We start from the raw sequence: 14,529 nt of genomic DNA on the forward strand, positions 1-14,529 counted from the left end.
CCCCACATCCGCGGGGCACCCTCCCCCGCGGAGGGGAGGGTTAGAAACCTACGCCGCCCGGGCGAGCACGTCGGCCACCGTCTGACCGAACGAGCCCGGATCCGGCGCCACGGTCAGGCCGTAGGAACGCATGATCTCGGCCTTCTCGGCGGCGCTGTCGCCGGCGGCCGAGATGATCGCCCCGGCATGGCCCATGCGGCGGCCCTTCGGGGCCGTGAGCCCGGCCACGAAGCCGATCACCGGCTTCGACATGTTGTCACGGATCCAGGCCGAGGCCTCGGCCTCCTGCGGGCCGCCGATCTCGCCGATCATCAGCACCGCATCGGTGTCCGGATCGGTCTCGAACAGGGCGAGGTGGTCGAGGAACGACGAGCCGTTGATCGGGTCGCCGCCGATGCCGACCGAGGTGGAGATTCCAAGGCCGAGTTCCTTGAGCTGCGAGGCGGCCTCGTAGCCCAGGGTCCCCGAGCGCGAGATCACCCCGACATTGCCCTTGAGGTAGATGTGGCCGGGCATGATCCCCAGCATTGCCTTGCCGGGCGAGATGATGCCGGCGCAGTTCGGGCCGACCACCATGGTGCGGCGATCCCGCGGATAGCGCATCAGGTAGCGCTTCACCCGCATCATGTCCTGGGCCGGGATGCCGTCGGTGATCGAGCAGACCAGCCGCAGGCCGGCATCGGCCGCCTCCATGATCGCATCCGCCGCGAAGGGCGGCGCCACGAAGGTGATCGAGGTCGTGGCACCGGTCGCCGCCACGGCCTCCTTGACGGTGTTGAACACCGGCAGGCCCAGATGGGTGCGCCCGCCCTTGCCGGGGGTGACGCCGCCCACGACGTTCGTGCCGTAGTCCAGCATCTCCTTGGCGTGGAAGGTGCCCTTGTCGCCCGTGATGCCCTGGACGATGATCGGGGTGGTCTCGTCGATGAGGATGCTCATGGCGTGGTCTCCCCTCAGCGGTTCTTCTTGGCGGCGTCGCAGGCGTCCACCGCCTTGCGAGCCGCATCCGACAGGGTGTCGGCCGTGATCAGGTCGAGGCCGCTCTCGGCCAGGATCTTCTGGCCGGCCTCGACATTCGTGCCGGCCAAGCGCACCACCAGGGGCACGTCGATCTTCACCTCGCGGGCGGCCTGGATGACGCCCTCAGCAACCCAGTCGCAACGGTTGATGCCGGCGAAGATGTTGACCAGGATCGCCTTCACGTTGCGGTCCGAGAGCACCAGCCGGAACGCCGTCGCCACCCGCTCGGGGGACGCCCCGCCGCCCACGTCCAGAAAGTTCGCCGGCTCACCGCCCGCGTGCTTGATCATGTCCATGGTCGCCATGGCGAGCCCGGCGCCGTTGACGATGCAGCCGATCTCGCCCTCGAGCCCAATATAGCTGAGGTTGTGCTCGGCGGCCTGGGCCTCGCGGGGATCGCCCTGCGACGGGTCGTGCATGTCGGCGATGCCCGGCCGGCGGAACATCGCGTTGTCGTCGAAGCTCATCTTGGCATCGAGGGCCAGAACCCGGTCGTCCTTGGTGACGACCAGCGGGTTGATCTCGAGCATCGTGCCGTCGCAGTCGCGGAACGCCCGGTAGGCGTTCATGATCGTCTTCACCGCGGCCGAGACCTGCTTGATGTTCAGGCCGAGCTGGAAGGCGATCTCCCGGGCCTGGAATTGCTGCAGGCCCACCGCCGGCTCGACGACGACCTGGATCAGCGCCTCCGGCTCGTTGGCGGCGATCTCCTCGATATCCATGCCGCCGCGCTGGCTCGCGATGACGCGCACGCGCTCGGCCTTCCGGTCGAGCACGTAGCCGAGATAGAGTTCGCGCTCGAACGGGTCGGCGGTCTCGACATAGACCCGTTGGACCGGCTTGCCTTCGGGGCCCGTCTGCAGGGTGACGAGGCGCTTGCCAAGCAACTCCTTGGCGGCGTCGCGGACCTCGTTGTAGGTCCGGCACAGCTTAATCCCGCCGGCCTTGCCGCGGGCGCCCGCATGGATCTGCGCCTTCACGGCCCAGAACGAGCCGCCGAGCTCGGTGGCGGCGTAGACCGCCTGGTCCGGGCTGAACGCGATGGCGCCCTTCGGGACCGCCACACCGAAGCTCGCGAGCAGCTCCTTGGCTTGGTACTCGTGGACGTCCATTCGGCGCCTCCTCCGCGGTCGTTGCCGCCGTTTGTCGCCGTCCACATTAGTTGAGCGGGAAGATTACGCCCGTCAAATTTTTTGATCCGCCGGTTCAGGCCGGCTTTTTCGCGGATGCAAAACAAGTCGGACCTACTATTGCACCGCAGCATTCCGTCAAAAAGAAAGGCCGGGCGCCTGATGCACCCGGCCTTCACTGTCGATCCATTTGCGGCACTCGTAGCGGGTGCGGCTCGGTTCAGTTCACCTTGGCCTTGACCACCCCATAGACCTTCTCGGTCAGCGCGCCGGCCTCGGCCAGCAGGCCTTCGAGTTCCTGCAGCCGCTCTTCGGCGAAGTCTCGGTCCTCGATCCCCTTGGCGTTGACGTAGACGTTCAGCGCCGCGCTGCGCAGGCCGGCATAGGCCGAGAGCACCGCAACGCCGGCATCGGAGACGACGTTCAGATTGCCCTTGTCGGCCGTGATCGCCGCGAGGTCGATCACCGTCCGGCAGGCGCGGCAGCAGGAGAGCGGCACGTCGGTGGCCGTCTTCAGCGCCGCCTGAATCGCCGTAGCGCGGGCCGCCTTCTCGTCGTCCGTTCCCTTGGGCAGGCCGTAGGCGCCCATCACGGCGTCGAAGGCTTGGACGTCCTCGCCGATCATGCCGGTGAGCACCACCCGCAGGCCCTCGGACCGGGCGAGCACGTCCTTCAGCTCGGCCTCGACCTCGACGTACTTCTTCTTGCCGATGGTCAAATTGCAGACCATCGACACCAGGGCCGCGCCCATGGCGCCGGAGATCGCCGCCGCGCCGCCGCCGCCGGGGGTCGGGGCGGCGCTCGCCAGCTCCGTCAGGAACTTATCGATGCTGTCGGTCTCGGGGCGATGCGTGTCGGTCACCGGCGCCTCCTCAGGCCATCGTCTTGGCGAGAGCGTAGATCTCCTCGGCGTCGAGAACCTTGTCAGTGCTCTCGAAGAGCTGGCCGACACAGGCGCGGTGCAGCTTGAGCTTCAGGCCGCCGATGCCCAGCGCGCCGAACGCCTGCTTGCCGTTGCGGTCCTTGCCCTTGTCCATCACCTCAATGCCGCCGATGCCCGTCGGGGGCTGGGCGTTGTAGTCGGCCACGAACTCGATGGACGATTCCTGCGCCCAGGCGGATTCGGGCAGCAGTTCGACACCGATGGCGCCGGCCGTGAACACGAGGTTGGTGCCCTTCACCAGGGCGACGCGGGAGGCCTCGTCGGGGGTCGCGGCGGCCTTCACGTTGACCTTGAAGCGCGTGTTGATCTGCTCGGCGGCGGCCTGGGTCTTGTCGAGGGCGCGGCCCGCGATGGTGACCTCGGCGCCCTCGCCGGCGAGCAGCGCGGCCGAGCGCATGCCGACCGGGCCGGTGCCCGCCAGCACGACGGCCTTCTTGCCCTGGAGCGAGCCGGCGGCCTTGGCCACCAGCGCGACGCCTGCGGCAGCCGTGGTGTTGGAGCCGTTGGAATCGAGCATGACCGAGACCCGGAACGGGCCGAAGAAGCGCTTCTTGACGGCGGTGAACAGCTCCTCGCCGGCCGCCATGCTGCCGCCGCCGACGAAGATCGCCGTCGACTTCTTCTCGGAACCGCCGCGGGTGTAGATCGTGCCGTCCACGAGCGCGCCCACATTGTCGGGCGTCACGCCGCCGTAGCCGGTGATGTGATCGGCACCGCCGTCGTAGCCGACGACCGTGTCGAACACGTTCGGCACGGCATCGGTGTCGAACAGGAACAGCAGCTTCTTCGTCATGTCTTAACCTCGGCCCAGGATGGGCATGATCGTCGTGAACACTCCACCCCGTCATTCCGAGTCCGCGAAGCGGAGCCCGGAATCCAGACGCTCAGGTGGTTCTCGGCCGACACCGTCGGCGGCACTGGGTTCCGGGCCCGCCCGCGGCGCCCCGGTATGACGGCGCGAGACGCGTCGCCTCAGCTCTCGACCACGTTCTGCGGCTTGCCGGCGACGAACGCCTCGACGTTGTCGACGAGCTGGTCGGCGAGGATCTGCATCGCCTCCTTGCTGGCCCAGGCGACGTGCGGGGTCACGATCAGATTCGGCAGGTCGGCCTCGCACAGGATGTTGCCGTCTTTCGGCGGCTCCTGCGCGACCACGTCGAAGCCCGCGCCCGCGATGGTGCCGTCCTTGAGCGCGGCCAGCAGCGCGGCCTCGTCCACCAGCCCGCCCCGCGCGGTGTTGATCAGGATGGCGTTCTTCTTCATCCGCTTGAGCTCGGCGGCGCCGATCATCCCCTTGGTGTCGGGGGTGAGCGGCACGTGCAGCGTGATCACGTCGGACTGCGTCAGGATCGTCTCGAAATCGACCAGCCCGTCCTGCGGGAACACGTCGTAGGCCAGGACCTTCATGCCCAGCGCCTCGGCACGCTTGCCAATCGACTTGCCGAGCGCCCCGTAGCCGACGATGCCGAGCGTCGAGCCGGCGATGTCGTAGATCGGGTAGTCGAAGTAGCAGAACTGCTTGGACTTCGCCCAGTCGCCCCGCTTCACCGAATTGGCGTAGGGCACGATCGCCCGGCGCAGGGCGAACATCAGCCCGACCACGTGCTCGGGCACGGTATTGAACGCGTAGTTGCGGATGTTGACGACGGTGATGCCCTGGGCCTTGGCCTGGGCCTTGTCGACCACGTCGGTGCCGGTGGCGGCCACCGCGATCAGCTTCAGGTCGGGGAGCTGCTTCAGGGTCTCGGCCCGCATCGGGACCTTGTTGATCAGCGCGATCTCAGCTCCCTGGAGCCGAGCCACCGTGTCCTCCGGCGTCCAGGTCGAGTCGTGCTCGACATAGTCGTGCGGGAAGCTGAACGGCCGGACCGTCGCGTCGAGGGACTCGCGGTCCAGGAACACGATTTTCTTCGTCATGGATCCCCTCTCGGGCGACGGGCGGTTTCCTCGGGATTCTTATTCTTACTTGCGCGTCGAAGCGGAGCCGGCAAGCCGACCCCGCTTCGACGATGGGCGTCAATTACGCCTTATGCAGCGGATTCTCGCGCAGGTAGCTGGAGGCGGCGGCGACGCCCGAGCCCGGCGTGACCTTGATGCCGCAATCGAGCATGGCCATCTCGGCGCCCGCGATGGCGCCCAGCAGCGACAGCTCGTTCAGGTCGCCGAGATGGCCGATGCGGAACACCTTGCCGGCGACTTTCGACAGGCCGGCACCCAGCGACAGGTTGTAGCGCTCGTAGGCGTGGGTGATCACCTTGGCGGCGTCGGCACCCTCCGGCACCACGATCGCCGTGACCGTGTCGGAGTTCCACTTCGGCTCCTTGGCGCAGGGCTTGAGGCCCCAGGCCGCCACCGCCTGACGGGTTGCCTCTGCGAGGACGTGATGGCGGTGGTAGATGTTTTCCAGCCCTTCTTCCTTCACGATCGCCAGGGCCTCGCGCAGGCCGTAGAGCAGCGGCAGGACCGGGGTGTAGGGGAAGTAGCCGGTGGCGTTGGCCGCGAGCTGGTCCTTCCAGGCGAAGTAGGCGTGGCCGAGCCGGTCGTTGCGGCCGGTGCCGCCCTCGGCGATCTTCAGCGCCTTGGGGCTGATGCAGATCAGGCCGAGGCCGGCCGGCAGCATGAAGCCCTTCTGCGAGCCCGCGATGGCGCAATCGACCTTCCACTCGTCCATGTAGAACGGCAGCGAGCCGATCGACGAGATGCCGTCCACGAACAGCAGCGCCGGGTGACCGGCGGCGTCGAGCGCCTTGCGCACAGCGGCGATGTCGCTGGTGACGCCGGTGGCGGTCTCGTTATGGACGACCATCACGGCCTTGATGGCGTGGTCCTTGTCGGCCCGGAGCGCCTCCTCGATCTTCTGCGGATCGGCGCCGGCGCCCCATTCCTCCTCCTGGACGATCACGTCGAGGCCGAGGCGCTGGGCCATATCGACCCACAGGTGGCTGAACTGGCCGTAGCGGGACGTCAGCACCTTGTCGCCGCGGCACAGGGTGTTGGACAGGGCCGATTCCCAGATGCCGGTGCCCGAGGACGGGAACAGGATGACGGTCCCGGCGGTCGAGCCGAACACGATCTTGGCATCCTGCAGCAGCGGCTTCACCAGCTCGGGGAAGCCCGGCGAGCGGTGATCCTCGGACGGCACGTGCATCGCGCGCAGGACGCGATCCGGGATATTCGTGGGGCCGGGGATGAAGAGATGGTTGCGACCGGGGCGCCGGGTTGCGGCCATGGTGTTTCCTCCAAAAACTCTGTTGTGCGCGGGCGGACCCGCGCCGGTTCGTTCGAACGTCCTCGAAGGCCGTGTCGGGCATCCTGCGAGCGGCGCCGGTAGCCGCGGCAGGCCGCAGCGTCCCGAACGTCATCCGCGTCATCCGTGGATCGGGGGGCTCAGCGGAGCGGCAGGCGGCCTCGTGCCGCTCGCGTCGCGGCGCGCCCCCGCGCGCCGGTCGCCTCCGAAATGCCGTCCCGTTCTACGGCGCCTCGTCTCAAGGCACCCTGGCCGCCTTCCAGTACGCGTCCGGCCCGGCTCACGCCGAGCCACCGGTTATCTGGTATTATGAGGCGGCGAAGCTCGGAAGCAAAACCGGAAAAACTTCGGGATCGCGGTAAAAAAATTTTTTGTGCGCCGCAACGCCAGCTATTCGGGCTTGAGAACTTCCGCTGCAGCGCACCACAACACCCACAGCGATCCACCCCCGCGTCATCAAACTGAGACGAGATCGCGCTCTGGATCCCGGCACCGTTCGACCGCCGGGAGGGTGACGTGGCCGAGGATGAGGAGATGCCGGTCCGGGTTCGCACGCTGTTCCTGTCGGACCTGCATCTCGGAACGCGCGGCTGCCAGGCCGGGCTGCTCCTGTCGTTCCTGCGCGATTACGACGCCGACACGGTCTACCTGGTCGGCGACATCGTGGACGGCTGGCAGCTGCGCTCCGGTTGGTACTGGCCGCAGGAACACAACGACGTCGTCCAGAAGCTCCTGCGAAAGGTGCGCAAGGGCGCCCGGATCGTCTACCTGCCGGGCAACCACGACGAATTCCTGCGCGATTACGTCGGCACGAATTTCGGCGGCATCGAGATCGCCGAGACCGCGATCCACGAGGCGGCCGACGGGCAGCGCTACCTGGTGATCCACGGCGACCAGTTCGACATGGTGGTGCGGCACTCGCCCTGGCTCGCCCATCTCGGCGACGGCGCCTACACGCTGGCCCTGACGCTTAACACCGTGATCAACCGGATCCGGCGGCGGGTCGGCCTGTCCTACTGGTCGCTCTCGGCCTGGGCGAAGCTGCGGGTGAAGAACGCCGTCAGCTTCATCGGCCGGTTCGAGACGATCCTGGCCGAGGAGGCGCGCCGCCAGGGCGCGAACGGCGTGATCTGCGGGCATATCCACCACGCCGCCGACCGGGCGATCGGCGATTTGCGCTACCTCAATACCGGCGACTGGGTGGAATCCTGCACCGGGCTGATCGAGCATTACGACGGCCGCATCGAGGTGCTGCACTATCCGAGCATCCTGCGCGCGCGCGAGGCCGAGGCCGCGCCGCGGGCGGTGACGGGCCGGCGCGCGGTGGCGTGAGGGATCGCTCGGTGAAGCTCCTCATCGCCAGCGATGCCTGGCATCCGCAGGTCAACGGCGTGGTGCGCTCCCTGGAGCAGATGGTCCGCCGGGCGCCCGAGCACGGCTTCGAGACGGCCCTGCTCTCGGTGGCCGATTTCCGCTCGCTGCCCCTGCCGGGCTACCCGGAGATCCGCCTGGCCCTGGCCGGACGGGACCGGGTGGCGGCGCGCTGGGCCAAGGAGCGGCCGAGCCATGTCCATATCGCCACCGAGGGTCCGATCGGCTTCGCGGCCCGGCGCCACTGCCTGGCCCACGGTCTGCCCTTCACCACGAGCTATCACACGCGGTTTCCGGAATACCTCGCCGCCCGGCTGCCGGTGCCGGAGGCGTGGTCCTACGCCTATCTGCGCCGCTTCCACGGCGCGGCCCGGGGCACGATGGTCAGCACCCCGACCCTCCAGGCGGAGCTGGAGGCCAGGGGTTTCACCCGCCTGATGCGCTGGACCCGCGGGGTCGACACCGAGCGATTCCGCCCGGCCGCCCCCGGCGAGCCGCCGCCCGCGGAACTGGCCCAGCTGCCACGGCCGCTGTTCCTCTATGTCGGCCGCCTCGCCGTCGAGAAGAACCTGGCGGCCTTCCTCAGCCTCGACCTGCCCGGCACCAAGGTCGTGGTCGGCGACGGGCCGGACCGGGCGCGGCTGCAGGCCCTGGCTCCGGAAGCGCGTTTCCTCGGCACGCGGACCGGCGCGGCGTTGGCATCGGTCTACGCCGCCTGCGACGCCTTCGTGTTCCCGAGCCTGACCGACACGTTCGGCATCGTGCTTCTGGAAGCCATGGCCTGCGGCCTGCCGATCGCCGCCTTCCCGGTGCCGGGACCCAACGACGTTCTGAGCGGGACCCGGGTCGGCATCCTCGACCACGACCTGCGCGCGGCCGCGCTCGCAGCGCTTCGCCTGTCCCGGGCCGAGTGCCGACAGGAAGCCCTGCGCCGCGGCTGGGACGTCAGCGCCGATCAGTTCTTCGGCAACATCATCGAGGCGCATGGCGGCGAGCGGGGCACCCGGAACGCCGCCTGAACCGTGACGACGGCCGCGCGGGATGGCAGGACGGCCGCATGCCGTCCGTGAAGCGAACCAGATCCACCCTCACCCCGTCCTTCGACCCGGCCCGCGCCAAGGATTACCCGGTGGTGATCGGCTGCGATGAGGTCGGGCGCGGCGCCCTGTGCGGACCGGTGGTCGTGGCCGCGGTCTGGTTCGACCCGAATGCGATCCCCCCGGCCCTGCTGGGCGCCCTGGACGACAGCAAGCGCGTGCCCGAGCCGGTCCGCGTTCAGCTGGCGCCGCTGATCCGCGCCCATGCCCGGGTCGCCGTGGCGGCGGGCTCCCGGGCGCTGATCGACCGGATCAACATCCGCGCCGCGACCCTCGATGCCATGGCGCGGGCGGTGGCACGCCTCGGCATTGCGGCGCCGGTCCTGGTCGACGGACGGGACGCCCTGCCCGGCCTGCAGGGTCGCGCGGTGGTCGGCGGCGATGCCCTGGTGCCGCAGATCGCCGCCGCCTCGATCGTCGCCAAGGTCTTTCGCGACAACCTCATGCGCCGGCTGGCCGAGCGCCATCCGGGCTACGGCTGGGAGCGCAATGTCGGCTACGGCACGGCCCTGCACCGGGCCGGCCTGATGGCCCTGGGCCGGAGCCCGCACCACCGCCTCAGCTTCACCCGCGGGTTCGGCTAGGTTTCAAAGGATCGGGACCTTTTGCAGGTGCAGGGCAGAGCCCCGCAACTTTCCGGGGCTCTGCCCCCGAACCCCGCCAAAGGGCTGAGCCCTTTGGAGACCCGGAATTTCCCGTACGCGGATCGGATCACTTCGATCCGGAATCGGGCGGCAGCGCGTAGGCGACCACGTAGTCGCCGCGGTCGGGGGATTGGCGGGCGCCGCCGGCCGTGATCACGACGTATTGGCGGCCGGTTTTTGGGGACCGGTAGGTCATCGGCGCCCCTTGGCTGCCCACCGGCAGGCGGCCCTTCCAGACCTCGCGACCGGTCGCGGCATCGAACGCCCGCAGGTAGTAATCCTGGGTGCCGGCGAAGAAGATCAGGCCCGAGCCGGTCACCAGCGACCCGCCGAGCGAGGGCATGCCGATCGGGATCGGCAGGTGCATCTTGATCCCCAGCGGCCCGGTATCCTCGACCGTGCCGAGCGGGACCTGCCAGGCGATGCGGCGCGCCTTCAGGTCGATAGCGGTCAGCGTGCCGAAGGGCGGCTTCTGGCACGGCACATTCAGCGCCGACACGAAGCGGTTGCGCAGGGAGACGTAGGGCGTGCCGCGCATCGACGACAGGCCCATCTCGGTGCCGGCAGCCTTGCCGGTCTCGACCTGTTCCCGCGGGATCAGCCGGTTCCACAGGCCGAGCCGCATGTCGTTCACGATCAGGTAGTCCCGGGTCATGTCGATCGCGGTGCTGCCCCAGTTCATGCCCCCGAGCGAGCCCGGCATCTGGAGCGCGGTGTCGAAGCCCGGCGGGGTGAAGGTCCCCTCGTGGCGCATGGTCTTGAACTGGATCCGGCACAGGAGCTGGTCGAACGGCGTCGCCCCCCACATGTCGGCTTCCGTCAGGGTCTCTGTGCCGATCGACGGCATGTCCGAATAGGGCTGCGTCGGCGCGTAATGCTCGCCCGGCACGTTGCCCTGCGGCACCGGCCGCTCGGTAATCGGCGCGATCGGCGCCCCCGTCGCGCGGTTCAGCAGGAAGATCTGGCCATGCTTGGTGGCGGCGATCAGCCCCGGCACGGTGCCGCCGTTGCCGTCGGGCAGGTCGTAGAGCGCCGGCTGGGCCGGCACGTCGAAGTCCCACAGGTCCTTGTGCACGAGCTGGACATGCCAGCGCGGCCGCCCGGTCGCCGCGTCCAGCGCGAAGATCGACGAGTTGGTGGCGTCGTCCTGCGCGGTGCGGTGGCCGCCGAAGAAGTCGGGCGTCGCGTTGCCAGTGGGCGCGTAGATCAGGCCGAGGGCCGAATCATACGCCATGCTGGTCCAGACGTTGGGCGTGCCGCGCGTATAGGTCTCGCCCGGCGGCGGCAGGCGGCTGGTTGCCGGGTTGCCCGGGTCCCAGGCCCAGCGCAGTTCGCCGCTGGCGACGTCGTAGGCCCGGACCACGCCGCCGGGCTCCCCGGTCTCGATATTGTCGGCGACCCGGCCGCCCACCACCACGAGATCGCCGGCGATCAGCGGCGCCGCGGTCTGCGTGTAGTAGCCGGATTTGACCTCACCCATGTCGGTCTTGAGATCGACCGTGCCGCCCGTGCCGAAATCGGTGCAGGGCTGGCCGGTGGCGGCGTCGAGGGCGATCAGGCGCGCGTCGATCGTGGCGAGCAGCAGGCGGCGGGGACAGACCTTTCCACCCTCCGCGGCGCCCGCGTCGTGATAGCCGAGCCCGCGGCACCGCTGCCATTGCGGGGCGCTCGCCTTCGGATCGTGGCGCCAGCGCTGCGCGCCGGTATCGGCGTCGAGCGCGATGACGATGTCGTTGGGCGTGCAGACATAGACGGTGTCGCCGATCTGGAGCGGCGTGGTCTGGTCCTCGGCGCCGAAGCCGTTGCTCACGGCGATGTCCCCGGTGCGGAAGGTCCAGGCCGGCTGGAGTTGGGCGACGTTGGCGGCGTCGATCTGGGTCAGCCCGGCGAAGCGTGTGCCGGCATTGGTGTTGCCCCAGGCCGCCCAATCGACCTGCTGCCCCGCCTGGGTCGCCGGATGCACCGGCGCAACCTCGGTCGCGGCGATGATCGGCACCGCCTGGAACGCCCGCAGGGTGGTCGCCACCAGGACGAGCGCCAGGGCGGCGGAGAGGCCCAGGGAGGCCCGGCGCCACGCACCGCCGCCGGATCGATCAAGCAGCGGTGCGAACAGGGCGACCACGCAGGCGAGCACCGCCAGGGCGAACAGCCGCGAGACCAGCGGCCAGAACGCGAACCCAACCTCCCAGACCGCCCAGGCCCCGGTGAGGACGAACGCCGCCCCGTAGAGCAGCGCGCCTTCGCGCCGGCGCTGGGCGACCAGGATGCCGGACACGAACATCGCGGCGCCCATGACCACGAAATACCAGCTGCCGCCGAGCCACACCAAGTATGCCCCGCCGGCAACCAGAGCCAAACCCATCAAAGCTACGACTGATCCGAGCAGGATCGACGCCAAATCGGCCAATGTCCTGAATAGGCTCATCGAACAACCTCAACTGTGCGAGATGAGTGTCTGTTTATCTCGGACTTTGCGCCGGTCAACGATGTTGTTCTCTGTTTTTTCCATGCATCATTTTGCATGTCGACGAATATTTATTTCTGAACGCGAACAAATCTGTTTTTTATCCGCCCGCCATTGCATCACGGACCGCGAAACAAGGACCGGTTCGCTTCGGCGCGGCGAACAGGCCGGCCGAATCTGGTCTCGTAACCTGTGCGTAGTCTGGGAAGGGCGACCTCGACGCAGCGCGCGCGACGCCCGCCCGGATTCAGGCGGCCCGGACATTGGCGAGGAAGCGTTCCACTTCGGCCGCGAGCTGCTCGGACTGGCGCGACAGCCCGGTGGCCGAGGCGAGGACCTGCTCGGCCGCCGCACCGGTCTGCCCGGCCGCCTGCGCCACGCCGGCGATGTTGCCGGTGACCTCCTGCGTGCCTGCTGTCGCCTGGGTGACGTTGCGGACGATCTCCCGCGTCGCCGCGCCCTGTTGCTCCACCGCGGCCGCGATCGTCGTCGCGACGGCGTTGATCTCCCGGATCCGGCCGGTGATCGCGCCGATCGCTCCCACGGCCTCGCCGGTGACGCCCTGGATCCGGCCGATCTGGCTGGCGATCTCCTCGGTCGCCTTGGCGGTCTGGCCGGCGAGTTCCTTGACCTCCGCCGCCACCACGGCGAAACCCCGTCCGGTCGCGCCAGCCCGCGCGGCCTCGATCGTGGCGTTGAGCGCCAGCAGGTTGGTCTGCGCGGCGATCGAGGCGATCAGCTGCACCACGTCGCCGACCCGGGCGGCGGCGGCGCTCAGCTCGGACACGAGGACGGCGGTCTGGTCGGACTCGCCGACCGCCCGTTGGGCCAGGGCCGTCGAGTCCTGCACCTGGCGACCGATCTCCTCGACGGTGCTGCCGAGCTGCTCGGCGGCGCTCGCCACGGTGTTGACGTTGGAGGCGGATTGCTCGGCCGCCGCCGCGACCGTGCCGGACTGGCTCGCGGTCTGCTGGGCGCTCGCGGTCATCTGCCAGGCCGTGGCCTGCAACTCGGCTGCCGCCGACGAGACCTGGGTGACGATGCCGGCGATCGCGGCCTCGAAGGTCTCGGCCATCTGGCGCATGACGGCCCGGCGCTGCCCCTCGGCACTGCGGCGCGCCTCCTCCGCCTCGGCTTCGAGCTGCCGGGTCCGGAGCAGGTTGTCCTTGAACACCTGGACGGCTTCGGCCATGGCGCCGATCTCGTCCCGGCGCTCCCGGGCCGGAACCACGACGGAGGCGTCCCCGTCGGCCAGGGCGCGCATCGCTCCGGTCATGCTGCGGATCGGCCGCAGCACCCGCCGGACCACGACCAGCGTACCAACCCCGGTCAGCAGCAGAGCGGCGATCAGGAACAGGGCCGTCCGCAACAGGGCGGCACGCGCCTCGTCGGTCAGCGCCCGGGCCCGGTCGACCAGCGCGTCGAGCGCGGCTGTGGCCAGGTCGGCGATCGTGTTCACCTCGGCGGTGTGCCGGATGCGCAGGTCGTCGATGGACAGGCCGGTCGGCCGGCCCTGCGAGAGCGCCTCCGTGGCGGCCCTGCGGCGCGCCTCGGCCTCGCCCTCGAAATTGTCGGCCTTCGCCTTGCGGACGGCGGCCCGAACCGTGTCCGATGCCTCGTCGGCGGCCGCCGCGACGACGCTGGACCAGGCGGCGGCCAGCCGCCCGCGCTCCTCGGCGGCGACGACGAGATCGGCCTGCGACCACGATGTGCCGGCGGCGACGGCGGATTCGATCCGCACGACCACGCCGCCGATCAGCGCCCGGGAGGCCCAGGCCGCGCGCTTCAGGTCGAGGTAATGCGCCAGGCTCGGGTCGCCGCGCGGGATGACGGCGTCGACCGCGTCGTTCGCGGCCAGGAAGGCGTCGAGCAACGCTTGCGACGCCTCGGCGGTGGCCGGCAGCGTGCCAGCGGGTCGCTGCGCCGCCGGAACCGCGAGGGCGGCATCGACCTGCGGGCGCAGCTTGAGCGTGGCCTCGTAGGCCCGCTGCAGCGGCTCGACCTTCGCCAGCACCGTGGGCGCATCCACCTCGCGGGCGAGCGTCGCGAGCTGGGCGAGACCGGTCGCGATGGTGGCGCGCTGGGCGGCGATCAGCGCCGCGTCCTTACCGGGAATCGGCTCGGCGGCCTTCAGGGCCTGGAGCGTGCGGCCCCGCTCCATGCGGATGGCCAGGAGATCCTTGAGAAGCGTCCGGCTCGCCTCGGTCAACGCCACCACGCGATGGCTCTGGTCCGCCCGAACCTGGGCGTCACGCAGGGTCGAAACCCCCGAGGCGATCAGCATGACGCTCATCGAGAACAGGGTCGCGCACAGGATCTTGCCGATCGTCAGGGTCGTGAGCTCGAAGCCGGCGAACGTTAAGGGTTGCCCACGAGACATCGGAAGCGGTTCCATCAAGATGAAAAAACGTTGCCGGATGATTTTCGATCCTGTTTTAGAAAACCTCTAAAGATCTATCAGCGGCATAATCTCTCTGGATCCGAACCATGACGTTTGCAACACGAATGTGTGACACTTTCCATTGGTAAATACTGCACCGCAGGAATTGCTTTGCCCTCGAAATGCGCCCGCCATCTCCCTTGAAACGGATGCAGGCACGGCCATCATTGAGT

General features: G+C 69.1%; 11 protein-coding genes. 3 read left to right on the forward strand and 8 right to left on the reverse strand.

From position 1 onward, the window contains the following. Positions 1 to 48: 48 nt before the first annotated feature. The 6 genes from sucD to AKJ13_RS16970 form a co-directional block, all read right to left on the reverse strand. A complete protein-coding gene (gene sucD, locus AKJ13_RS16945) occupies positions 49 to 939 on the reverse strand; it encodes a succinate--CoA ligase subunit alpha (RefSeq protein ID WP_007559569.1) in 891 nt (296 codons plus the stop codon). A 14-nt stretch (positions 940 to 953) separates the two neighbouring features. Then, positions 954 to 2,132: a malate--CoA ligase subunit beta gene (locus AKJ13_RS16950; protein ID WP_007559571.1), complete on the reverse strand. Its 1,179-nt coding sequence runs from the start codon at positions 2,130 to 2,132 to the stop codon at positions 954 to 956. A 238-nt stretch (positions 2,133 to 2,370) separates the two neighbouring features. Further along, positions 2,371 to 3,012 (reverse strand): methenyltetrahydrofolate cyclohydrolase, encoded by a 642-nt coding sequence (fchA, locus tag AKJ13_RS16955; protein WP_050734407.1) that lies wholly within the window; start codon positions 3,010 to 3,012, stop codon positions 2,371 to 2,373. A 10-nt stretch (positions 3,013 to 3,022) separates the two neighbouring features. Beyond that, entirely contained in the window at positions 3,023 to 3,886 is an 864-nt protein-coding gene (locus AKJ13_RS16960) for an NADP-dependent methylenetetrahydromethanopterin/methylenetetrahydrofolate dehydrogenase (protein ID WP_050734408.1), read from the reverse strand. A 179-nt stretch (positions 3,887 to 4,065) separates the two neighbouring features. After that, complete coding sequence (locus AKJ13_RS16965; protein ID WP_050734409.1) at positions 4,066 to 5,010, reverse strand: D-2-hydroxyacid dehydrogenase; 945 nt, start codon at positions 5,008 to 5,010, stop codon at positions 4,066 to 4,068. Positions 5,011 to 5,113: 103 nt separating this feature from the next. Next, positions 5,114 to 6,322: an aminotransferase class V-fold PLP-dependent enzyme gene (locus AKJ13_RS16970; RefSeq protein WP_050734410.1), complete on the reverse strand. Its 1,209-nt coding sequence runs from the start codon at positions 6,320 to 6,322 to the stop codon at positions 5,114 to 5,116. A 534-nt stretch (positions 6,323 to 6,856) separates the two neighbouring features. Between AKJ13_RS16970 and AKJ13_RS16975 the strand changes: the two genes are divergently transcribed. Genes AKJ13_RS16975 through AKJ13_RS16985 form a run of 3 tightly spaced genes read left to right on the forward strand, consistent with a single transcriptional unit; the run spans position 6,857 to position 9,392 of the window. Beyond that, the gene (locus tag AKJ13_RS16975) at positions 6,857 to 7,672 is read left to right on the forward strand and encodes a UDP-2,3-diacylglucosamine diphosphatase (RefSeq protein ID WP_007559582.1); all 816 of its coding nucleotides are present in this window, start codon (positions 6,857 to 6,859) and stop codon (positions 7,670 to 7,672) included. Between the two features lie 11 nt (positions 7,673 to 7,683). Next, on the forward strand, positions 7,684 to 8,730 hold the full coding sequence (locus tag AKJ13_RS16980; protein ID WP_050734411.1) for a glycosyltransferase family 1 protein: 1,047 nt from the start codon (positions 7,684 to 7,686) through the stop codon (positions 8,728 to 8,730). A 38-nt stretch (positions 8,731 to 8,768) separates the two neighbouring features. After that, on the forward strand, positions 8,769 to 9,392 hold the full coding sequence (locus AKJ13_RS16985) for a ribonuclease HII (RefSeq protein ID WP_050734412.1): 624 nt from the start codon (positions 8,769 to 8,771) through the stop codon (positions 9,390 to 9,392). Between the two features lie 127 nt (positions 9,393 to 9,519). Here the strand turns inward: AKJ13_RS16985 and AKJ13_RS16990 are convergent, their stop codons facing one another. Both AKJ13_RS16990 and AKJ13_RS16995 read right to left on the reverse strand, forming a co-directional pair. Further along, entirely contained in the window at positions 9,520 to 11,877 is a 2,358-nt protein-coding gene (locus tag AKJ13_RS16990; RefSeq protein WP_050734413.1) for a membrane-bound PQQ-dependent dehydrogenase, glucose/quinate/shikimate family, read from the reverse strand. Positions 11,878 to 12,163: 286 nt separating this feature from the next. Further along, positions 12,164 to 14,296, reverse strand: coding sequence for a methyl-accepting chemotaxis protein (locus AKJ13_RS16995; protein WP_082316999.1), 2,133 nt, complete (start codon positions 14,294 to 14,296; stop codon positions 12,164 to 12,166). Positions 14,297 to 14,529: the final 233 nt, after the last annotated feature.

It is taken from the genome of Methylobacterium sp. ARG-1, from assembly GCF_001262595.1.
Classification (GTDB): domain Bacteria; phylum Pseudomonadota; class Alphaproteobacteria; order Rhizobiales; family Beijerinckiaceae; genus Methylobacterium; species Methylobacterium brachiatum.

What these genes read in the sequence shown, in the direction of transcription:
- AKJ13_RS16950 (WP_007559571.1), bottom strand. Translation starts at nt 2,132, where the DNA reads ATGGACGTCCACGAGTACCAAGCCAAGGAGCTGCTCGCGAGCTTCGGT.
- AKJ13_RS16965 (WP_050734409.1), bottom strand. Translation starts at nt 5,010, where the DNA reads ATGACGAAGAAAATCGTGTTCCTGGACCGCGAGTCCCTCGACGCGACG.
- AKJ13_RS16995 (WP_082316999.1), bottom strand. Translation starts at nt 14,296, where the DNA reads ATGTCTCGTGGGCAACCCTTAACGTTCGCCGGCTTCGAGCTCACGACC.
- AKJ13_RS16990 (WP_050734413.1), bottom strand. Translation starts at nt 11,877, where the DNA reads ATGAGCCTATTCAGGACATTGGCCGATTTGGCGTCGATCCTGCTCGGA.
- AKJ13_RS16960 (WP_050734408.1), bottom strand. Translation starts at nt 3,886, where the DNA reads ATGACGAAGAAGCTGCTGTTCCTGTTCGACACCGATGCCGTGCCGAAC.
- AKJ13_RS16970 (WP_050734410.1), bottom strand. Translation starts at nt 6,322, where the DNA reads ATGGCCGCAACCCGGCGCCCCGGTCGCAACCATCTCTTCATCCCCGGC.
- sucD (WP_007559569.1), bottom strand. Translation starts at nt 939, where the DNA reads ATGAGCATCCTCATCGACGAGACCACCCCGATCATCGTCCAGGGCATC.
- AKJ13_RS16985 (WP_050734412.1), top strand. Translation starts at nt 8,769, where the DNA reads ATGCCGTCCGTGAAGCGAACCAGATCCACCCTCACCCCGTCCTTCGAC.